The organism is Nocardia sp. NPDC020380 (assembly GCF_044386975.1).
Taxonomy (GTDB): domain Bacteria; phylum Actinomycetota; class Actinomycetes; order Mycobacteriales; family Mycobacteriaceae; genus Nocardia.
Window position 1 is genome coordinate 6,297 of record NZ_JBIRVQ010000012.1, and the last position, 22,025, is coordinate 28,321.

Annotated in this window: 7 protein-coding genes; all 7 read right to left on the reverse strand. The window is 70.1% G+C overall.

The annotated features are described in order from the left end of the window. Positions 1-7: 7 nt before the first annotated feature. The 7 genes from ACH438_RS30805 to ACH438_RS30835 are packed head-to-tail and all read right to left on the reverse strand — an operon-like array spanning position 8 to position 22,016. Complete coding sequence (locus ACH438_RS30805) at positions 8-1,753, reverse strand: HAD-IIIC family phosphatase (RefSeq protein WP_397011548.1); 1,746 nt, start codon at positions 1,751-1,753, stop codon at positions 8-10. Next, positions 1,750-2,871 carry a hypothetical protein gene (locus ACH438_RS30810; RefSeq protein WP_397011550.1) on the reverse strand — a complete coding sequence of 374 codons (1,122 nt, stop codon included), beginning with the start codon at positions 2,869-2,871 and terminating at the stop codon, positions 1,750-1,752. The genes ACH438_RS30805 and ACH438_RS30810 overlap by 4 nt, the downstream gene beginning before the upstream one ends. Then, the gene (locus ACH438_RS30815; RefSeq protein ID WP_397011552.1) at positions 2,868-4,688 is read right to left on the reverse strand and encodes a fatty acyl-AMP ligase; all 1,821 of its coding nucleotides are present in this window, start codon (positions 4,686-4,688) and stop codon (positions 2,868-2,870) included. The genes ACH438_RS30810 and ACH438_RS30815 overlap by 4 nt, the downstream gene beginning before the upstream one ends. Beyond that, positions 4,685-10,363, reverse strand: coding sequence for an amino acid adenylation domain-containing protein (locus tag ACH438_RS30820; protein WP_397011554.1), 5,679 nt, complete (start codon positions 10,361-10,363; stop codon positions 4,685-4,687). Before ACH438_RS30820 ends, ACH438_RS30815 begins: the two co-directional genes overlap by 4 nt. Further along, positions 10,356-13,349: a type I polyketide synthase gene (locus tag ACH438_RS30825; RefSeq protein WP_397011555.1), complete on the reverse strand. Its 2,994-nt coding sequence runs from the start codon at positions 13,347-13,349 to the stop codon at positions 10,356-10,358. The genes ACH438_RS30820 and ACH438_RS30825 overlap by 8 nt, the downstream gene beginning before the upstream one ends. After that, a complete protein-coding gene (locus ACH438_RS30830; RefSeq protein ID WP_397011557.1) occupies positions 13,346-18,772 on the reverse strand; it encodes a condensation domain-containing protein in 5,427 nt (1,808 codons plus the stop codon). The genes ACH438_RS30825 and ACH438_RS30830 overlap by 4 nt, the downstream gene beginning before the upstream one ends. After that, complete coding sequence (locus ACH438_RS30835; protein WP_397011559.1) at positions 18,756-22,016, reverse strand: type I polyketide synthase; 3,261 nt, start codon at positions 22,014-22,016, stop codon at positions 18,756-18,758. Before ACH438_RS30835 ends, ACH438_RS30830 begins: the two co-directional genes overlap by 17 nt. Positions 22,017-22,025 lie beyond the last annotated feature (9 nt).

A 22,025-nucleotide genomic window follows, 5' to 3' on the forward strand; every position in this document is an offset into this window, starting at 1 on the left:
GACGTGATCAGTGGCCATGGTGCAGCCGGGCCTCTCGGATGTGGGGACTGCGCGGCAGTGCCCCGGTGGTCAGTTTGTAGGTGAACACCGCGTTCTCGGCGGTGGACGCGGCCTCGGGGACGAAGCCACGGCTCGGATACAGCTCACGCACCAGCGCATTACGCGCGGTCGGGAGATAACGGCCGGTCAGGCGCGCACATCCGCGTGCGAGCGCCCATTCGGCGGCGGCGGCCAGCAGTTCGTCCTCGGCGGTGCGGCCGATCACCCGGCAGCTCAGCAGCAGGGTGTCTATCTCGGCGACGGCGTCGTGCTGCCGGACCAGCAGCACGCCGACGATGCCGTGATCGGCGAACCGGTCGCGCAGCCGCAGCGTCGCGGCGAACCATTGCGGGTCCTCGGCGAGCTGCCGCACCCGGGCCGGATTGTGGCGGCGGGTGGTCGGATTGAACTGGTTGGTCTTGGCCAGCAGCTGGGCGGCCCGATCCACGGTGGCGGCCTCGATCGGTTCGACCGCCGCCTCCATATCGAGGCTGTCGAGGAATTCGGCGAGCGAACGGCCGGCCGCGAGTTCCTCCGCCGCGGCCAGCGCCCGATAGGACTCCTGCCGCGTGAAATCCTCCGCCGACAGCGTTCCCGGGTGCAGCCACGGCAGGCCCGCGAGCGCGGCCGGGAACCGCGCGGGAGCGGGCGGCAGGCACAGTGTGCGCACCTCCGGATGGGCGGTGGCGACCTGCGCGCATTCGGCCGGATTGTCGTCGACGAACATCAGGCTGCCCAGCCCGAGCCGCAGCGTGGTCGAGATATCCTGCAGCTGTTCGGATTTCGGCCGCCAGTCGGCGCGGATGCAGGCGAAGTCCTCGATGCCGAGCACCATGCCCGGCGCTTCGGTGATGGCCTTCAGCGCCAGGTCGAGGTCGTTCTTGCTGGCCACCGCGAGGAGGACGCCGCGTTCGGTGAGGCCGCGCAGGTAGTGCTGGAAGGCGGCGAAGGCCTCACCGTCGGGGCCGGTTCCGATGCGGATGCCGTCGATGCCGTCCTCGCCGAGCACACCGCCCCACAGGGTGCCGTCGAGATCGACGACCACACAGCGGGCGGAGAGTCCGCGGTCGGCGGCGACCGCATCGGCGATGGCGGTGGCCAGCCAGGGCAGGCTGTCGGCCGCGAACGGCTGGCGGACCCGGAACCAGCCGCGGGGATCATCCCAGTTCCGCAATCCGATCTGGGCGGCGAGCTGCTCGGTGTCCACGAATCGCACCCGGTCCGCGGCTGATTCGGCCAGCCGGGCGTTCACCGCCCGCACCAGACCCGACCGCGAGGACTCGGTGCGCCAGGCCGCCGCGCCATAGGAATCCACGGCGGGCGGAACGAATCCGAGCTGCACGACCCTGATGCCGCGCCGGTCGGCGGCATCCCAGAGGGCGGTCCAGCGGCGAACGGTCTCGTCGACGCTGCCGAGCACATCGTGGTGGGTGCCGCACAATACGGCGTAATCACCTGTGCGCAAAGGGGTCTGCGGGTCCAGCAGCACCTGTTCGAGCTGCCCGAAGGGGAACGGCACCAGCTCCGGCGCGATCCCGGCGCGCGCCCCGGCCACGGGAATCAGCTCGGCGAGGAAATCGGTGGTGTAGGTCGCCAAGAGCGCGATGCGCACCGGAATGCCCGATGCCGCAATCGCTTCCCCACCCTTCGCCCGGCTTGCCCAGGCGGTGTAGCCGTCGGCGGGGGAGAGTTCGGTCGCGGGATGAGCGTTCACAGGTGGTCTCCCGTCGGTGAGGATGTCGCGAGCACCCGCGGTCCTGATTCGAGTTCGGCCAGCTCCGAGAGGGTTTCGGCAATCCGGCCGGTATCGATCGAGGTCCCGGACGCGGCCCGCATCCGGGCGTGCAGCAGCAGCGGCGGCAGCGTGCGCCAGCGACCCACCGCATGCTCCCAATGCGCGCGCCCGGCCTCGTCGAGCAGATCCGGATCGTGTTCGGCCGCCCACAGCAGCAGTTCGCGCTGGCGCAGGGCCTGCCACAGATCGTCGATCTGATCGAAATCGGCTTCGGTGCGCGCGAACCGGTAACGCGCCGCCAGGGCGCGCAGCGCATCCGGCCCGCTCAAGCGGTCCCGGTCGGCGGACATATGACTGGAAGGTCTGAGACCCTCCGACCCGCGCCCGAATGGCTGCGGGCTGGGTTGATGTTGCGCTGGATCGGGTGGGAGCCGGTCGCGCTGAGCGCGCAGCGGGTCGTGGTGGGATCCGAGCTGGGATCGTGTCCGGTCGAGTTCGTGTTGCGGAGTGCGCTGGGCTGCTGAGATGTCAGCTTCGAGCCAGCGGTAGGTGCGGTGGGCGGCGATGTCGGTGGTGCCGGCCATGGCCTCCTCGCGCAGGGTGAGGGCACGGTCGGTGGCGCCGAGACCGACTGCCCAGGTGCGGAGTTTGCCCGGGTCCGGGATGTGCACGCGGGTGCCCGGCTGGGGGCCGTACTCGGTGGTCATGGCGAGCGGGTCCTCGGCGACCCAGCCGCCGTCGTCGACGATGGCCAGCCAGTGCGGTGCGTGCAGGCGGCGGTGGCCGCGCTGCCAGGGCAGGCGGTAGGTGTCGGCGAGGATGACGGCCACGCCGTGCTCGGCGATCTGGGCGCTGAGGGCGGAATGCGCTGTGTCCCAGTCATTGTCGCCGGTAACGCGCAGGCCCAGGGCCGGTAGTGGCGGGGTGGCGTGGTGTTCGAAGCGGAGCAGGGCGGCGGCCGGTGTCACGGCCAGGAAGGGGCCGTCCGCGAGCAGGGGACGCCACCACCGGGTTTCGCCGCGTGCCGCCAGTGCGCTCGCCAGCGCCGCGGTGAAGCAGGTCAGCTTGTCGCCGTGGGTGTGCAGTGCCGTGCTCATCGCGCCTCCGCGGGTGAGTTGATGCGGAGCCGCCGCAGGGTCGCGTCGAGATAGGCTCGGCGGGAGGCGGATCGCTGGATCTTGCCGCTGGAGGTGCGGGGGATGGCGCCGGGCGCGACCAGGACGACCTCGTGCACGCCGACCGAATGCGTGTCGAAGATGGCCTGCCGCACCGCGGTGCGCAGTTGATCGGCGGTGCTGTCGCCGTCGGTGGTGCCCAGTCGCAGCCTGGCCTCCACCAGCACCACGATCTGCTCGCGGCGGCCGTCGTCGACGCCGAAGATCGAGCAGCGGCCCGGAATCACCAGCGAATGTGCTTGTTCGGCGGTGGTTTCCAGGTCGGGGGGATACAGGTTGCGGCCGTCGACGATGATCAGGTCCTTGAGCCGGGTGGTGAGATACAGCTCGTCGTCGTGCAGGAAGCCGATATCGCCGGTGCGCAGGTACCGGGTGCCGTCCGAGGGCGAGAGTTCAGCTTCGAATACCTCGGTGGTCTCCTCGGGCCGGCCGAAGTAACCGGAGGCGATGGCCGGTCCGGTGACCCACACCTCGCCGAGCCGATCCTCGGGCAGCGGCGCGAAGGAGACGGGGTCGACGATCGTGATCTTGGTGCCGGGCACCGCGGAACCGGCGCCGACGACCTCGGCGGTATTGCTCTCGCCGCTGCTGTCTCCGGTGCTGTCGACCACCGCGGCAACGCCTTCCGCGAGCAGGTCGCGATCCACCGTGAGGGTCTGGATCCCGCCCCGGGTGCGCCAATTGACCGACACGATGAGCGTCGACTCCGCCAGCCCGTATCCCGCGCACAGCGTGGACTCCGACAACCCGTACGGCCCGAAGGCGGCCTGGAATCTGCGCATGGTCTCGGCGCGTACCGGTTCCGCGCCGGCCAGGCTGTACCGCCAGCGGCTCAGATCCAGCTCGGTGCAGCGGTCGGCGGCGATGCGCTGGGCGCAGAGTTCGTAGCCGAGATTGGGTGCGGCGGAGAAGGTCTGCTGCGGCAGGTCGCTGATGGCCTGCAGCCAGCGCTCCGGGCGGCGCAGGAAGGCCGAGGGCGACATCTGCACCACGCGATGCCCGCGGATGATGGGCAGCACCACCCCGACCATCAGGCCCATATCGTGGAAGAGCGGCAGCCAGCTGACGAAGGCCAGATCCTCATCGGCGCCGAGGTCGACGCGGTCGAACACGTCGTAGACCTGACGGCCGTTGGCGAGCAGGCCGCGGTGCGGGACCATCACGCCGGCGGGGGTGCGGGTGGAGCCGGAGGTGTACTGCAGCAGCGCGGTGTACTCGCCGTCCACGTCGGGCGGCTGCCAGGAGCCGGCGAGCGACGCGTCGATCTCACCGGTGCTCAGCAGCATCCGGGTGATATCGGACGGTGCGGTGTCCAACCATGCTGTGACACCGGCTGTCTCGGCGTCGCTGGTGATCAGGCAGGCCGGATCGGCGTCCGCGCACACCGCGCCGAGGCGATCGCCCGCATTGTGGGTGCCGGGCGGGGAGAGCGGCACGGCGGTGATCCCGGCGTAGAGGCAGCCGAAGAAGGCCGTCACGTAATCCGCTCCGGGCGGCAGCAGCAGCGCGGCACGCTCGCCCGGCTGTGCGACCTGCAGCAGTCCGGCCGCGAAAGCGCGTGCGGCGGTGTCGATCTCGGCGAAGGTCAGCGTCGTGGTGACGCCGTGCGCGTCCTGGGGGTCTGGGTAGTCGACGACGCTGTAGGCCGCCGCGTCGGGATGCTGTGCGGCACAGGCCCGCAGGGCGCTGATCATGGTGTCGTGGCCGATGGCCGGCGCGATGGGCGACGTGGCGGTCATGCTCGGACCTCCTGTCCGGTGGGCGTCAGGAATCCGATCGCCTCGAAGTAGTGCACGTAGCGCAGGAACAGCTCGCGTGACACCGGCGGGCACGGCACGCCGGACTCGCGGACCGCCTCGTCGACATCGAAACGCAGTGCGGGCGCGAGGCCTTCGCCCGAGCCGAGCAGGCCGAGCACGCGGTAGGTGGCCGACTCCGGTCCGGCCGTGACCGCGTGGGCGGCGACCGCCGACTGCCATTCGGCGGCGTCGACGAGGCGCAGCGGCCGGCCGGTCTCGCGCAGCCAGCCGACGACGTCGTGGAAGGAGCACGGTTGCGGATTGCGCAGGTGATAGATGCGCGTGCCGGGCTCCGCGCCCCGGCCGGCCTCCGGCGGCAGTCGCCGCTGCGCGAGTTCGACCATGGCGGCGGCGGCGTAGTCGGCCGGTGCGAGATCCACGGTGACATCGACCTCCGGCGCGAGCCCGACCTCGAGCGCGGCCTTGACCAGCAGCCAGAAGAAGTCCCCGGTCTGGCAGGCGCCAGTCCGGCTGTCGCCGCCGATGCGGCCGAGCCGGACGATATCCACCGGCAGCCCGCGGGTACCGGCCTCGCACACCAGCTGCTCAGCGACCCACTTGGTCTGCAGATAGCCGAGTGATAAGCGTGAGGGATCCTGCGCGGGTGCGGGCGCGCCCACCGTGCCCTCGACCCCGTCCCCGGGGCCGAGCACATAGAGAGAAGACACGAAATGCAGTGGCGCACCGGCATTTCGTGCCAGCTCGATGATCTGCTCGGTGCCGGAGACGTTGGCGGCGCGCAATACCCGGTAGGGCAGTGCGAAGTTCACGTGCGCGCCATTGTGGTAGATCGCATCGATATCGCGGCCGAGCAGCAGGAAGTCCTTCTCGCTCAACCCGAACCGCGGTGTGCCGAGGTCACCGAGCACGGGTGCGATCCGGTCGAAGCCCGTGTGTGGCAGCCCGAATCCGTCGAAGGTGCGCTTCAGCCGGTCGATGGCCGCGTCCCGGCTGTCGGCCCGCACCAGGCAGTGCACCCGGAAGTCGGTGCGCTCCAGTAGCTCACGCAGCAGGAAGGCGCCGACGAAGCCGGTCGCTCCCGTCAGCAGGACCGCCCCGGTGGCCGCGCGCCGCTCGATGGTGGGCCGGGTCCAGGGAACGGGCGGCCAGGCAGCGGTGTGCGATCGCACTTCGGCCGCGTAGTCGATGGCTTCCTCGGTCGCGGCGCCACCTTCGAGGAGAGCCGCGACCCCGGCCACGGTGGGGGAGGTGAAGAGCGAGCCGAGCGGGATGTCCTCGCCGAAGGTCTCTTTCAGCCGCAGCATCAGCTGGGCAGCGAGCAGGGAGTGGCCGCCGAGGTCGAAGAAGTCGTCGGTGCGGCCGATCGTGGGGACGCCGAGCACCTGGGTGAAGACGGCGGCGATGCGCTGTTCCAGCGGGGTGCGGGGTGGTTCGTAGGCGACCGGATTGCGGCGCAGCGCGGGCGCGGGCAGGGCGCGGCGATCGAGCTTGCCATTGGTGGTGAGCGGGAAGCGTTCCAGCACGAGCACTCCGGCGGGGATCATGTGCCGCGGCAGGCGGCGCGCCAGGTGTGCGCGGACGGAGACGGCGAGGTCGTCGTGCGCCTTGACCCGCAGGGGATCCGAGGCGACCGGTTCGGCGGGCCAGACGGCGGGCCGGGCCGGAGCCGCGGGCAGCGCGATGTCCCAGCGGGTCGCAACCACATCGAAGCGGCCGTCCGGGCGGCGCAATGCTTCGATCCGATACGAAAGCTCTTCAGACAGTGCGAGATACGCCTCGGGGTCGGCCCCGCCGGAGTCTGCCACCAGCGCCCGCAACTCCGCGGCACCGGCTCGGCCGCGTGCCGCCTCGGCAGCTACAGCGAGCGGTCCGGATACGCGCTTGTCGAGCAGGTCCGCGACGATGACCGCTGCGGGCTGCTCGCGCCGCAGTAGTTCGGCGAGCTGCGCCGGAGTGATGGCCGTGTCCAGTACACGGCTCGTGACGGGCTGACCGGCCTCGCCCGCGTAGAGCACCGCGTCGTAGCGGAAGCGCGACATCTCATTGAGGTGCGCGCCGCGCCGCAATCGGATACGGGCACCGGAGAGCCGAGGGTGCGAGTCCGCGAAGTCCAGGAAATACTGTGGTGCGAGCAGCAATTCGGCATCGCGGTCGGCAGCCGTTCGTACCGCGGCCGCGAGTTCGGTTGCCCCCGCCGACGGTGCGGCAGCCATCTCCACTGTCGTGTGGAAGGCCTGGGCGAGGGTGAGGTCGCGGATGTCGCCGAGGTAGAGGACACCGTTCGGCGCCAACAGCTCGGCGGCCCGATCCAGCACGCGGGTCAGGTATTCCGCGCTCGGGAAGTACTGGATGACCGAGTTGACGAGGATGACGTCGTACGGGCCGGTGAGTTCGTCCGGGAGCCGGTCCGCATCACCGAGGTGCAACCGCACGTGGGCGAGTGCCGGGTCCTCGGCGACGATATCGCCGCGCACCCGCTCCAGCGCGGTGGAGGACATATCGGTGGCGTCGTAGACCTCCCGGCCCGGGGCCAGGCGCGAGAGCAGCAGCCCGGTGCCGCAGCCGATTTCGAGTATGCGGCGGGGTGCGAGCGCCCGGACCGCGGACACCGTGGAGTCGACCCACTCCCGCATCTCCTCCTCGGGGATGGCGGCATTGGTGTAGGAGCTGTTCCAGCCGGTGATATCGAAATCGGCGGTACTGCCGGGCCGCTGCTGCCCGTAGGTGGTGTCGAAGACGGTCTCCCAATCGGAGACCTGATCCGATTCCGCGGCGTCGCGGTACACCTCCGGTCGCGGCGTGAGGTAGGCGACCAGGGCGACATTGCCGCCGGCGTCCTCGCGCGCCAGCACCACCGACTGCTCGACACCCGGATGCGCGTCGATCACGGATTCGATCTCGCCGAGCTCGATCCGGAACCCGCGCACCTTCACCTGATGATCGATGCGGCCCAGATATTCCAACTCGCCGTCGGCGCGACGGCGGGCCAGATCGCCGGTGCGGTAGAGCCGCTGACCGCCGACCAGCGCACTGGTGGAGAAGCGCTCGGCGGTCAGGTCGTCCCGGTTCAGATAGCCGCGACCCACGCCCGCCCCGCACACGAACATCTCACCGGCCACGCCGTCGGGCACCGGGCGACCGGCCGGGTCGAGCACCAGCACGCCGAGATCGGGCAGCGGGGTGCCGATGAGGCTGCCCGCCGCGGAATCCACATCGGCTTCGGACAGTTCGCGGTACGTGACGTGCACCGTGGTCTCGGTGATGCCGTACATGTTCACCAGCCGCGCCGCTTCACCGTGGCGCCGGTACCAGGGTCGCAGGCCGGGCAGATCGAGGGCCTCGCCACCGAAGATCACCCAGCGCAGCGCCGTCCCGTCACCGCGCGGGCCGTCCAGGGCGGGGATCAGCCGCAGGAAGGCAGAGGGCGTCTGATTGAGCACCGTGACGCGTTCGCGCACCAGCAGCTCGGCGAATTGCTCGGTGGTGCGGCTGATCTCACCGGGCACGACCACCAGCCGGCCGCCGTACAACAGCGCGCCCCACATCTCCCACACCGCGAAGTCGAAGGAGTAGGAGTGGAACAGTGTCCAGACGTCATCGGGGCCGAAGTCGAACAGACTCGCGCTGGTGGTGAACAGGCGCACGACATTGGTGTGCTCGATGATCACGCCCTTCGGGACACCGGTGGAGCCCGAGGTGTAGATGATGTAGCACGGGTCGTGCGGGTCGGCGGGCAGCGATTCACCGGCGGCTCCGGCGTCCGGATCGATGTCGGTGGCGAGGTCGTCGACGAGCAGCAGTTGCGGGCTGTCGCCCTGCGGTAGCGCCGTCGCGAGCGCCTCGGTCGTGATCACCAGCCGCGCACCGGAATCGGTGATCATGAATACGGTCCGCTCGGCCGGATTCATCGGGTCCAGCGGGACATAGGCCGCACCGGAATCGAGGACCGCGAGAATCGCGACCACGACGGCCGTGGAACGTTCCAGGTGGATGCCTACGAAATCGCCGCGGCCGATGCCTCGAGCCCGGATCCGGCGTGCCAATCGTGATGCCGCGGCGGCTAATTCGGCGTAGGTCAGGTGCTCGTCGCCATCGGTGACAGCCACGGCCGTGGGTGTCCGGACCGCTTGCAGGTGGAACAGACCGGGCAGATTGTGCACCGCCGCGGCCGATTCGGTGACCGCGGGCAGGGCCGCTGCCAAGGCGTGTTCACGCTCATCGGTCTCGAGGAAATCCAGCTCGGGCAGCGGGGTATCCGGTTGTGCGACCACGGCGGCCAGCAGCGCCGTGAAATGGCGGGCGATCCCGGCGATGGTGGTCTCGTCGTAGAGATCGGTGTCGTATTCGATTCCGCCGATGAGCTGACCGTCGACCTGCCGCAGCGTCACCAGCACATCGAATTTCGCGGTGCCGGAATGCACTTCGAGATACTCCGCGCGGATGCCGGCGATATCGAGCTGCGGCATCGCCGTGTTCTGCAGTACCAGAGCGGTGCGGAACAGCGGTGAATGACTGAGCTCTCGATCGGGCCGCAACTGCTCGACCACGACATCGAACGGCGTCTCCTGATGGTCGAGGGCATCGAAGATCGTGGCCTGCTCGCGTGCCAGCAGCTCCCGGAAGGTCGGCGCGCCGGACAGATCCGTGCGCAGGGCCAGCGCATTGACGAAGAAGCCGATCAGCGGCTCCACCTCGGGGCGGGTGCGATTGGCGACCGGGGTGCCGACGGTGATGTCCTCGGCTCCGGTGTAATAGCGCAGCAGTGCCTTGAACCCGGCCATGAGTGCGACGAAAAGCGTTGCGGGCCGCTGACTCCGGCGCACCTGGGCGGCCAGTTCGCTCAGCCCGGTGACCGTAGAGGCCGGAATGGTGAACGACAGCCTGGCCCCGCGGTTTTCCGGATTGGGGATGCGCGGCCGATCGGAATGGAAGGTGACCAGCGGCGGCTCATCACCCAGAATGTGGCGCCAGTAGCCGAGATCGCGGTCGAAGGCGTCGCCGGTGCTGCGCTCGTGCAGCCAGGACGCGTAATCGCCGTACTGCACCGGCAGTTCCGGCAGGGCCAGGGGACGCCCGGTGGTGAGGGCGCCGTAGGCGGTCATGAGCTCGGTGGCGAACACACCCAGGGACCAGCCGTCGGACACGATGTGGTGCATGGCGACCGCGAAGATCGACTCGGTCGGCGACAGCCGCACCAGCAGCACCTGGAAGAGCGGTCCGGACAGATCGAAGACGGTGCGGGCGAAGGTTTCGGCGCGCGCCACCGCATCCTGTTCGGGGCGCTGCGGATCCAGTTCGGCGCTCTCCACGACCGTCATGCGGATCTCACCGGCCGGCTGTACGACCTGGACCGGGAGTCCTTCGCGCAGTTCGATACTGGTGCGCAGGGCATCGTGCCGGTCGACGACCGCGGCCAGCGCCCGGCGCAGGGCCTGGACCTCGAGCGGGCCGGAGAGCCGCAGCGCCAGCGGCATGGTGTAGGTGGCGCGGCCGGGGAACAGTTGCTCCAGGAACCACAGTCGCTGCTGCGCCGCCGACAAGGGCACCGCGCCGGAACGCTCACGGCGGGGAATGGTGTGCCGTTCGGCGCGTCCGGTGGCCCAGCGGTGCAGCAGTTCGCGCCGGGAGGCGCGGATATCAATGAGCTCAGGCATTTTCGGTGTGCTCCTCGATGGTTTCGCGGTCGTCCAAGAGCAGGGCGACCTCGCTGTCGGAGAGCTCGTCGAGCCGGTCGATCAGGTCGGCCGCGATGGCGTCGGCGACGCCCGCGATGGTCGGCCGGGCGAACAGGTCGGAGAGCACGACGCGCACGGGGAACACCGCTCGCAGCCGGGTGGCTATATGCACGGCCAGCAGCGAATCCCCGCCCGCCTCGAAGAAATTCACGTCGACGCCGACGTGCTCCACACCCAGCGCCTCACACCACACCTCGGCGACCTGCGCACGGATCGCGGCGAGGAATTCATCGCCGGTGTCGTCGGCCGGGTCGGACTCGCCGGTTGATTGCGCGCTCGCAGTGGCGGCAGCGGCGGTGGCCGGGGTGGTGCCGCGCGCCGCTGTGGCCTCCGGTGGGTCGACCCAATAGCGTTGCAGGGCAAACGGATAGGTCGGCAGGTTGACGAGCTGGGTGTCGTCGTCGCCGTGTACGGCCGCGAAGTTCGGTTCCAGGCCGGTGAGCCAGAGTCGGCCGGCCGCGGTGACGATGCGGGTGGCGGCATCGGCGGGCTCGCCGGTGGCGCCCTCGGTCGTGACGGTCGATACGGCGCGATCGGCGGTGCGCAGGAAGGACACCAGCGATCTGCCGGGGCCCACCTCCAGCCCGACGAGGGCCGGGTGCGTGCGGGTCAGTTGTTCGGCGGCCTCACGGAACCGGACCGTGCTCGTCATCTGCCTGGCCCAGTAGTCGGGGTCGGTGGCCTGTGCGGCGGTGATCGGGGCGCCGGTGAGGTTGGACCAGAACGGTTCTCGTGGGGTGTGGCGCGTGACCGCGGCCACCTCGTGGGCGAACCGGGCCGCCGCCTCGTCCATGAGGGGTGTGTGGAAGGCATGGTTGACCGGTAGCACCGAGGTCGCGATCTGGTCCTGTACCAGTGCTGCGGCCAGCCGCTGGACCGCCGCCGCGGATCCGGCCACGACACTGCGGGTGGCGGAATTGTCGGCCGCGAGCCACACATCCTCGGGCAGTCGTTCGGCCAGCTGCTCGGCACCGGTCGATGCGGCGAGCATGGCGCCGGGCGGGGCCGCCGCCATGAGCCGCCCGCGCGCCACCACCAGGCGCAGTGCGTCGGGGAGTTCGAAGACCCCGGCCAGGGTCGCGCACACCAGCTCGCCGAGGCTGTGGCCGAGCAGTTCTCGTGGCTCGGCTCCGAATTCACGCCACATCTCGGCCAGCGCGTACTCCACGCTGAAGAGCGCGACCTGGGCGTGGGCGGTGCCTTCCGGATCGCGCAGGGCCGCGTCCAGGTCGAATCCGCTGTGTGAGCGCAGCAGTTGTGCGCAGTGGCGCAGCCGGTCACCGAAAGCGGGCACTGCCGCGGCGATCTCGGTGAACACCGGCCCGACCGCACTGCCCTGCCCGGGGAACAACCAGGCCAGGACCGGCGACGGTGACGCGTGCCCGGAGAGCGGAGTGCGCAGCGCGGTGGCGGCCTCGGCGGTGTCGCGGGCGACCACCACCCGGCGGTGCGCGAACCTGCGCCGCCCGGCACCCAGTGTGCGGGCGATGTCGGCGAGCGCGTCGGGCGTCTGGCCGAGATGGGTGGCCAGGCGTTCGGCGAGGCGGTCGGCGTCGGCCTCGGTGCGTGCCGAAATCAGCAGTGCGCGTGGGCCGTTCGCGGACTCGGTCGCGGTGGCTTCGGGTGGCTGTTCGACGATCACGTGGGCGTTGGTGCCGCCGATCCCGAAGGCGCTCACCGCGGCGCGGCGCGGTTCATCGGTCCACGAGCGCAGTTCGGTATTGACGAAGAACGGGCTCGCCGCGAAATCGATCTCCGGATTGGGCCGGCTGAAATGCAGGGTCGGCGGCAGTACGCCCTCGCGCACCGTGAGCACGGCCTTGATGAATCCGGCCACGCCCGCGGCGGCATTGAGATGTCCCACAGCCGATTTCGCGGATCCCAGCGCGCAATAGCCACGCTCCTGCGTGTGTTCGCGGTAGGCGTCGGTGAGCGCGGCCACTTCGATGGGATCACCCAGCTTGGTGCCGGTGCCGTGCGCCTCGACATAGCCGATGCTGTCCGCGCCGATGCCCGCCACCGAGAGCGCATCCCGGATCACCGCGCGCTGCCCGGCAATGCCGGGGGCGGTGTAGCCGACCTTGCGGGCGCCGTCATTGTTGACCGCCGAACCGATGATCACCGCGTGAATGCGATTGCCGTCGGCGAGTGCGTCACCGAGGCGCTTCAGCACCACCGCGCCGGTGCCGGAGCCGAATATGGTCCCCGCGGCGTCGGCATCGAATACCCGGCAGTGGCCGTCGGGGGAGAGGATGGAACCTTCCTCGTAGATGTAGCCCGACTCCTGCGGCACCTGCACGCTCGCTCCACCCGCGAGTGCGACGTCGCATTCGAAGTCCAGCAGCGCCTGCACCGCCTGGTGCACTGCCACCAGCGAGGTCGAGCAGGCCGACTGCACCGCCACGCTCGGGCCGGTGAGATTGAGCTTGTAGGACACCTTGCTGGCCAGATAGTCGGACGCATTGCCGTGCAAGGCATGCAACTGGGCGGACGGGCTGTCGAACAGGCGCGCGTGGCCGATCAGATTGCGCAGCAGATAGGTGCTCAGGCTGGCGCCTGCGAAAACACCGACCGGGGCAGGGTTTTCCGACGGCACGATGCCCGCGTCCTCGAATGCTTCCCACGCGCACAGCAGGAACAGCCGGTGCTGCGGGTCGGTCAGTTGCGCTTCGCGCGCGGTCATCTCGAAGAACTCCGCGTCGAAGCGGTCGTGATCGCGCAGCGTGGATCCGGCGTGCACGTAACCCGCGGGCGGATCGGCGGGTCCGGTCTCCTCCGGTAGCGGCCGGATGGATTCGTGACCGTCGCACAGGTTGCGCCAGTACGCGCCGACGGTGTCGGCGTCGGGGAAGCGGCAGGCCATGCCGACCACCGCGATGCGGAAATCATTGTCCACGGGGGTCATCGGATTCTCTCCTCGGTTTCCCGGGCGCCGGCCCGGTGACGGGTGCGTGCCGCGGCGGCCCGGCGTTGCAGTCCGCGATCGGCGTCGGCGGCCGGTGCGGTGCGGCCTTCCAGCAGCCGGGCCAGGTCCTCCACCGTCGGCGCCGCGAACAGGTCGGTCATCGCCAGCTGCACGCCCAGGCGGCGCTCCAGCAGTCCGCGGGCGCGGGCGAGGGCCAGGGAATGCCCGCCGAGATCGAAGAAGTTCTGTCCCAGCCCGACTTCGCGCTCGAGCACCTGCGCCCACACCTCGGCGACCACGCGTTCCAGCTCGGTGCGCGGTGGTGTCCAGGCCGGTTCGGCGACCGGGAGGATGCGGGGCAGGCGGCGCTCGTCGAGCTTGCCGGTGAGTCCGCGCGGCAGTTCGGCGAGCACGGCGAGGGCGGAGGGAATCATGTAGTCGGGCAGGCGAGTTCGCATGAAGGCAGTCAGCTCGTCGGCATCGGGACGCAGCGGGCCGTCCTGGGTGACGTAGGCGACCAGGCGGGGCTCGTGCGCCGAGGGATCCAGCACGACAGCGGCTTCGCCGACCGTCGGATGCGCGCGCAGCACGGTTTCGGCCTCGCCGGGTTCGACCCGGTGCCCGCGAATCTTGACTTGGCGGTCGACGCGTCCGGCGTAGACCAGGCGGCCGTCGGTGAGCCGCCGCGCCAGATCGCCGGTGCGATAGAAGGGGCCTTCGTGATCGGTACCGAAGACCTTGCCGGTCAGCTCCGCTCGTTCCCAATAACCCAGGGCCACGTGCGGACTGTGCAGGACCAGTTCACCGAAAACCTCGGTGGGGAAGCCGTTTTCGTCGATGAGCCCGGCCTCGACGCCCGCGACCGGGCGGCCGATCGGCACACCGGCGCGGTCGGCATCGGCCGCGGTCACCGCATGCTGCAGCGCCACCGAGCATTCCGTGGGCCCGTACAGGCTCACCAACCGGCAGTCGGGGCCGAAATGCCGCTGGAAGTCCAGCACATCGCCGCGCACCACCTGCTCACCACCGAGCCCGACGACCCGGATCTTCGAGGGCAGCCACGGCTCCTCGGTATCGCTGAGCAGATAGCGGAACAGCGTCGGCGTGCAGTGCAGGACGGTGACACCGGCGCTGTCGAGCTCGGTGCGCAGGGCGGCGGGACCGAACAGGTGCGGATCGATGACATGCAATTCCGCGCCCGCCACCGCGGCGCCGAAGGAGTTCAGGATGCCCGCGTCGAAGGTGTAGCGCGCGGGTGCGGCGACCACATCGCCCGGTCCGATCCGCAGCCGGCGCGCATAGCGCACGGCGTGGGCGAGGGCGGATTCCGAACTCTGCGCCACGCCTTTCGGGCGGCCGGTGGAACCGGAGGTGTAGGTGATGTAGGCGGGGCCGCCGGCGATCGAGGCCGGGATCAGATGATCGACCGGCACCGGCCGGAAGTGCGCTTCGCCCGGCTGATCGCACACCGGCAGGATGCGTGCCGGTCCCGCGATCTTGCGGGCGGTGTCGACCAGTGACGGATCGCAGAGCAGCGCAGCGATTTTCGCCTCTTCGACAATGGTGAGCAGGCGGTCGAGCGGCGCCCGCGGATCCAGGGGTACGTAGGTGACACCGGCCCGCAGGGCCGCCCAGACCGCGACGAAGCTCTCGGGGGTGTGGCGATAGAGCAGCCCGACCCGGCCACCGGCCACGCCGGTGCGCAGCAGTAGTCGTGCGGTGTCCTCGGCCAGCATGTCGAGCTCGGCGTAGGTGATGCTGTGCTCGTCGTTGCTGAGCGCGGTGGCGTGGCCGCGGGCGACGGCGACCTGGGCGAGTCGTTCGCCCAGCGTCTCACCGGATTCCGCCTCCGGGGTGGCGGGCGTGCCGGGCAGTTCCCAGCCGGTGGAGGCGTCCCGTTCGAGCGGATCGCCGAGCGAGAGCTCGTGCAATGCGCTGTCGGGCCGGGCGGCGACGCTCGCGAGCGCGCCCGCGTAGTGCCGCAGCAGGCGGTGTGCGGTGTCGGCATCGTAGAGGTCGGTGCTGTATTCGAGGGACAGCCGGGGTTCGTCGCCGGTTTCGTCGACGGTGAGATCCAGGTCGAGTTTGGCGGTCCGGCGCGGGGCGTCCACGAGTTCGGCGTGCAGTCCGGCCATGTCGAGGACCGGTGGGGGCGTGTTGAGGTAGTTGAACATGATCTGCGCTACCGGTGTCCGGCTCAGATCCCGATCCGGCGCCACGGCCGAGATGACCCGCTCGAACGGGCAGTCCTGATTCGCGTACGCCGACAGCAGGATTCGGCCGACATCGGCGGTCAGATCGGTGAAGGGCTGTTTCGGGTCCAGCTCCACGCGCAGGGCCAAGGTGTTGAGGAAGCAACCGATCAACGGTTCGGTCGCCGCGCGGGTCCGGCCCGCGATGGGTGAGGCCACGACCAGATCCCGCTGGCGGATGTGGCGATGCAGCACCACATAGAACGTGGCCAGCAGGACCGCGAAGACCGTGACGCCCTGGTCGGCGGCGATCTTGCGCACGGCGGCAAGGACATCCGGGTCCACGGTGGCTCGCTCGACCGCGCCGTGGGAGGTGCGGCGTGCCGGTCGCGGGCGGTCGCCGGGAATCTCGGTGACGGGAGCGTCGGCCAGCGCGGTGCGCCAGTGCTCGAGCTGATCGTCGAGGCGGGCCGCATTGTCGCGCTGCCAGATCGCGTAGTCGGCGTATTGCACGGTGAGCGGCGGCAATTCGGCTGTTGCACCGGATGATTCGGAGGTCTTGGCAGCCAGCTCGGCCTGGTAGTGGGCGGAGATCTCCTGGCTCAGTACGGCGATGGACCAGCCGTCGCACACGATGTGATGCAGGGCGATCAGGAGCAGGTGCTCGTCCGGACCGGTCGCGATCAGGTGATACCGCCACAGCGGGCCTGCTGCCAGATCGAACGGCGCTCCGGAAACGGCTGCGGTGATGCTGTTTTCGGCCGATTCCCGCTCGGTGGGTGAGTGCTCCGTCAGATCCGTGACCGGCAGCGGGCGGGGTGTGTACGGGCGGACCTGCTGGCGCAGTTCGCCCTCGTCGGTCGTCAGGTAGACGGTCCGCAGCACCTCGTGCCGCTGTTCGACGCGGCCGAGTGCCGCTTGCAGGGCGCCGGCATCGATGCTGCCGTGCAGGCGCAGGCCGCCCGGCATGATGTAGGTGCTGTTGCCCGGGTCCAGGTTCTCCAGGAACCACAGACGCTCCTGGGCATAGGAGACCGGCAGCAGATCGTTCGCGACGCGGTCCGCGGGGCGTAGTGAGTTTTCGTCCGTCGCAGCGGATTCCAGTAGCTGTGCCGCGCGCGCCAGGGTGGGCCGTTCGAACAGCTCACGCAAGGAGACGGCGACGCCGAACTCGTCGAGCAACTGGGACAGCAATCGGGTCGCGGCCAGGGAGGTGCCGCCGAGCAGGAAGAAATCGTCGTGGCGGCCGACCGCCGGCACACCCAGTGCCTGCGCCCACAGCTCGGCGAGCCGGATCTCCAGCGGGCCGGCGGGAGCTTCGAACTCCGCGACCGTGCTGGGCATTTCCGTTCGCGCCGCGGTGCGATCCGGGACGGCCGGAATCGGCGTCGTGGACGGTCGCGCGAGACGGTCCAGCACGGGCTCGGTCGCCTGTGCGGGTGCGGTATCCCGAGTCCAGGACGAGAGCGTGCGGCCCAGCTGCCAGCCGAGGCCGTAGGCATCTTCGTTTGCCTGCGGGTCCACCTCGGTGACGACCGCTCGGGTCGACAAGGCCTGGTCGGGAACGTATCCGGTGGGCACGACCGTCAGCAGGGTCGCCCCGACCGGGACGTACGGCCCGGCCGGACTCGACGTGGACTCCGCGTCCCCGCCATCGAAACCGGCCGTGGTGACGAGCAGATCGATCCGGCCCTGGATGTCGATACTGCTCTGTGCCGCTTCGGTTCTCGTCTCGGCCGTCACCCGGGCCGGGATCCCGCCGCGATGCAGGGCCGCGGCCAGTCCCCGCGTGATCTCCTCCGCGTCCGGTCCGGCCACCGCGACCGCGAGATGCCGTCGCTCGCTCAGCAACTCCGCGACGGCGATGCCCGGATCGTTGGTGGAGGCCGCCACGATGGCGAGGAAATCGCGGGTCAGCGCGTGCGCTGCGGCACGGTCCAGCAGGGCCGTGTTGTAGGTCAGTTCGCAGACCAGCTCGGCATCGGCCTCGGCGACATGCAGCACCAGGTCGTACAGCGTCGCGCCGGTGTCGATCGAATGCCATTCCACGCTCAGCCCGAACCGGCCCAGATCCGGACGATGCAGCCGCTGCTGCACGAACAACACCTGGAACACCGGACTGAACCGCGGATCCCACGGCCCGCCGATCTGCTCGACCACCGATTCGAACGGGACCGTCTCGTCCTCGTAGGCCGACAAGGCGCTGTCGCGGACCAGCCGCAGCAGATCCGTGAACGCCTGCCAGGCCGCGACATCGGAGCGCACCGGCACGGTGTTCACGAAATGACCCACGGTGCCGGACAATTCGTCGTGCGGGCGGGCGGCCATGGGGATGCCGATGGCGAAATCGTCCTGCCCGGTGTGCGCCGCCAGCGCCACCTGATAGCAGGCCAGCAACCACACGAAGGTCGGAACACCCTGTGCCGCAGCGGCTTCACGGATGGCCGCGCTGAGCTCCGGCGAGATCGGCTGATGGATGCGGGTACCGTCATTCGTCACCCGGTGCGGGCGGGGCAGTCCGATCGAGACATCCAGGGGCGGTGTGCCATCCAGCAGGCGGGCGCGCCGTTGGATGGCGGCCGCGCGCGGTGCCTGCCGTTGCAGCCATTCCGCGTAATCGGCGTACTGGCGTTGCGGCGGCGCCGGCGGGAGACCGCCGGTGCGCGCGCCGTAGGCGGCCCACAGCTGATCGATCAGCAGCGGGATCGACACACCGTCGAGTACCAAGTGGTGTGCGTTGACCGCGAGTATCCAATCGGTGTCCGCCAGGCGCAGCAGTAGCCAGCGCACCGGCGGTCCAGAGGTCAAGTCGAAGGTTGCGGTGGCGAAGGCGGACAGCAGTTCATCGGCCGCGTCCGCGCGGGCCCCGTCCGGCAGCAACCGCAGATCCTCGGTGCGCCAGTCGATACCGAGATCGTCGCGCACCCGGGCCGAGAGCCCCTGCGCGTCTTCGCCGAACACTGTACGCAACGCGTGTTGATGCGCGGCCACCGCGACCGCGGCCTCCCGCAGCGCGTTCGCATCCAGTGCTCCGGTCAGGCGCAATCCCAAGGGGACGTGATAGACGGCGGCATTGTTCGCCAGCTGCTCGTGCAGCCGGATGCCGCGCTGGGCGGGCGTCGCCGGAAACGATCCGGTGCCGGTGCGCACGGGGATGCCGTAGGCGGTGGCGCCCGCATCGCGCTTGGCGCGCAGGCGTTCGAGGGCCAGATTGCTAGCTGGTGAGTTCATGATCTTTCTCCAACACTGCGTTCGCCTGTTCGATCAGCAGTCGCTCCAGCGCCGCGGCCACGGACGCCACCGTCGGTTCGGTGAAGACCAGCCGCAGCGGGAACTCGATGTCGAACAGCTCTCGGACCCGATGCGCGAACCGGGTGGCCAGCAGGGAATGCCCGCCGATACGGAAGAAGTTCTCGAAGACGCCGACCCGCTCGACCCCGAGCAGCTCCGCCCACTGCTCGGCCACGAACTGCTCGTATTCGGTGCGCGGAGCCACGTAATCGGCGTCCTCGGCGAACAATCCGGTCGGCGGCGAGGGCTCGGGCGCCTCGATGCGCGGCAGACCGTCGATGATCCGGTACGAGCCGCGATCGAAGGGATAGAGCGGCAGCCGGATCGGCGGGCGCGGCGCCGGATCGACAGCGGCCCAATCGATGTCGTGACCGTGCACGTGCAGCTCGGCGACCGAGGACAGCAGCACGGTGAGATCGTCGAGATCGCGGGCCAGCGAGGGGACCGCGATACCCGCCCGCTCATGGTGGCGGAGCAGGCTCTTCACCATGCCACCGAGCACCGGATGCGGGCCGATCTCGACGAAATCGTGCACACCCGCCTCGATCATGGCGCTCACGGCCTCGGCGAAGGCCACCGGCCGGACCACCTGATCCACCCAGTAGTCCACATCCAGCAGGCCGCCGTCGACGCGGCCGCCGGTCACCGTCGAATAGAACGGGATATCGCCGCCGGACGGTGCGAATGCCGTGAGGCCCGAGGCGAATTCGGGGAGGGAGTCCCGCATGGCGGGGGAGTGGAAGGCGTAGTCGCCGGGCAGCCGCCGGGTCAGCACCGCCTCGCGCTCCCAGCGGGCGAGGGCGGTCTCCACGGCCGTGGTGTCACCGGAGATCAGCGTCCAGCGCGGTGCATTGCGACCGGCGATGTGCACGCCCGGCGGCAGCGCGGTTTCCGCCTCCGCGACCGGCAGATTCACCACCGCCATGGAGCCATTGCCGCGGACCCGGGCGGTAGCGCGTGCCCGTGCGGCGATGATGCCCGAGGCCGTGGCCAGATCCAGCACACCGGCCAGGTGTGCCGCGGCGATCTCGCCGACGCTGTGCCCGGCCACGGCTGCCGGAACGACACCCCATGACCGCCACAGCTCGGCAATCGCCACCTGAACGGCGAAGAGGACGGGTTGCGCCACACCGGTATCGGAGAGCGCCTCGGCGTCGCGGCCGCGCTCGAGCACCGCGAACGGCGACCAGCCCAGCAGCGGGCGCAGTTCCCGGTCCACCGCCATCAGGGCGTCCCGGAAGACCGGCTGCCGTCGAATCAGGCTGCGGCCCATGCCGATCCACTGATTGCCCTGGCCGCTGAACACGAAGCCGATCGGGCCCGCGGCGCCTCGCGGTGTCTTCGCGGCCGCCGCACCCCACGGCAAGGTACCCGATGCCACGGCGCTGAGCCGTTCGCGCAATTCCTCGCGCTGTGTGGCGACGATGCCGACCCGGAACGGGTGATGCGCGCTGCGCCTGGTCGATGCGTACGACAGCGCGGCCAGCTCGGGCGGTTGCGGACCGTCGAGCAGGTTCAGCCAATTGCCGACCTGTGCCAGCGCCGCGTGCTCGCTGCGGCCGGAAACCAGGAATACGCTCGGTGTTTCGGCTGCCGGTGCGGGCTCGGCGGCGGCCGGAGCCCCGGTCAGGACGACATGTGCGTTGGTGCCGCCGAACCCGAAGGAACTGACCCCGGCCAGCGCCGGACCCTCGTGCGCGGGCCATTCCGCGTTCGCGGCGGCCACGCTGAAGGCCAGCTGCTCGAAATCGACATGGCTGCTGGGGGTTTCGAAGTTGAGATTGCCCGGGACCCGCCGATGCTGCAGGGCGAGCGCGGTCTTGATCAGGCCCATGATGCCCGCCGCGGCTTCGAGGTGGCCGAGCACGGTCTTGACCGACCCCACCACGGTGGTGCTGGGGTCGGCCCCCGACTCGTCGTGCCGGTCGGCGAGCACTGTGTGCAGTGCCCGCGCCTCCATGGCATCGCCCAGCGCGGTTCCCGTGCCGTGCGATTCGATGTAGTGGAGATCGGCGGCGCCGACCCCCGCGCGCCGGTGTGCCCGGCGCAGTACGTCCACCTGTGCGCCGAAGCTCGGCGCGGTGAGTCCATTGGTGCGGCCGTCCTGGTTCACGGCGCTGCCCAGCAGCACCGCGTACACGTGATCGCCGTCGCGTTCGGCCAGCGCCAGGGGTTTCAGCACCACCGCGCCGCATCCTTCGCCGCGGACATAGCCGTCGGCGCGATCGTCGAAGGTCTTGCAGCGCCCGTCCGCGGCAAGCATCCCGGCTTCGGCCAGCGCGTCGGTGATGCCGGGTTCGAGGGTCAGGTTCACGCCACCGGCCACGGCCAGTTCGCAGTCCCCGTCGTGCAGGCTGCGCAGGGCCAGATGCACCGCGACCAGCGAGGACGAGCAGGCGGTGTCGACGCTGAGGCTCGGGCCGCGCAGATCGAACAGATACGACAGCCGGTTGGCGGCCAGACTGGCGGCATTGCCGGTCACGGCCGCGATCGGTAGTCCGCCGCGCCCGGCCGGGTCCAGATCGCGGGCGTTCTCACCGGAACTGATGCCCACGAACACACCGGCGGCGGTGCCGGCGAGTCCCGCGGTCGGGACGCCCGCATCGGCGAAGGCGTCGGCGACCGTCTCGGCGAGCAGGCGATGCTGCGGATCCATATAGGCGGCTTCATCGGCGGCGATGCCGAAGTAGCCGGCGTCGAAGGCGTACGGGTCGGGCACGAACGAACCGAACCGCGGACCCGCCTGATCACAGCGGTGATCGGGGGTCTTGCCCACCAGTTCCTCACCGCGCCACAGCGTTTCCCACAGCTGTTCGGGTCCGCGCCGATCGGCGGCCACGCACCCGATGCCGATGATGGCGATCGGTTCCTGCGCGCGCTGCGGTCGCGCGGGTTCCTGTACGGGATCCGTTGCGGGCGCGGTCGCTGCGGTCTCGCCGGCGAGGCCGTCGGCCATGGCTCGCACGGTCGGGTACTGCCACGGCAGGTCCGGGGGGAGCGATCGCCCGAGCCAGGTGGACATCCGGCCGACCAGGACCACCGCGACCGCGGAGGTGAGGCCGAAGTTCGCGAAGGGCTCGGTCAGGGCTATCTCGGTAGTCCCGGTGTCCAGCAGCTCTGCCAGATTGCGCACCAGGAAGTCACTGATCTCGTCGGCGCTACGACGAACCGATTCGGTCGACATGAACTCGGA

Bases quoted from the DNA above. Each gene is read 5' to 3' on its own strand.
- ACH438_RS30810 (WP_397011550.1), bottom strand. From the start codon at position 2,871: ATGAGCACGGCACTGCACACCCACGGCGACAAGCTGACCTGCTTCACC.
- ACH438_RS30815 (WP_397011552.1), bottom strand. From the start codon at position 4,688: ATGACCGCCACGTCGCCCATCGCGCCGGCCATCGGCCACGACACCATG.
- ACH438_RS30820 (WP_397011554.1), bottom strand. From the start codon at position 10,363: ATGCCTGAGCTCATTGATATCCGCGCCTCCCGGCGCGAACTGCTGCAC.
- ACH438_RS30825 (WP_397011555.1), bottom strand. From the start codon at position 13,349: ATGACCCCCGTGGACAATGATTTCCGCATCGCGGTGGTCGGCATGGCC.
- ACH438_RS30830 (WP_397011557.1), bottom strand. From the start codon at position 18,772: ATGAACTCACCAGCTAGCAATCTGGCCCTCGAACGCCTGCGCGCCAAG.
- ACH438_RS30835 (WP_397011559.1), bottom strand. From the start codon at position 22,016: ATGTCGACCGAATCGGTTCGTCGTAGCGCCGACGAGATCAGTGACTTC.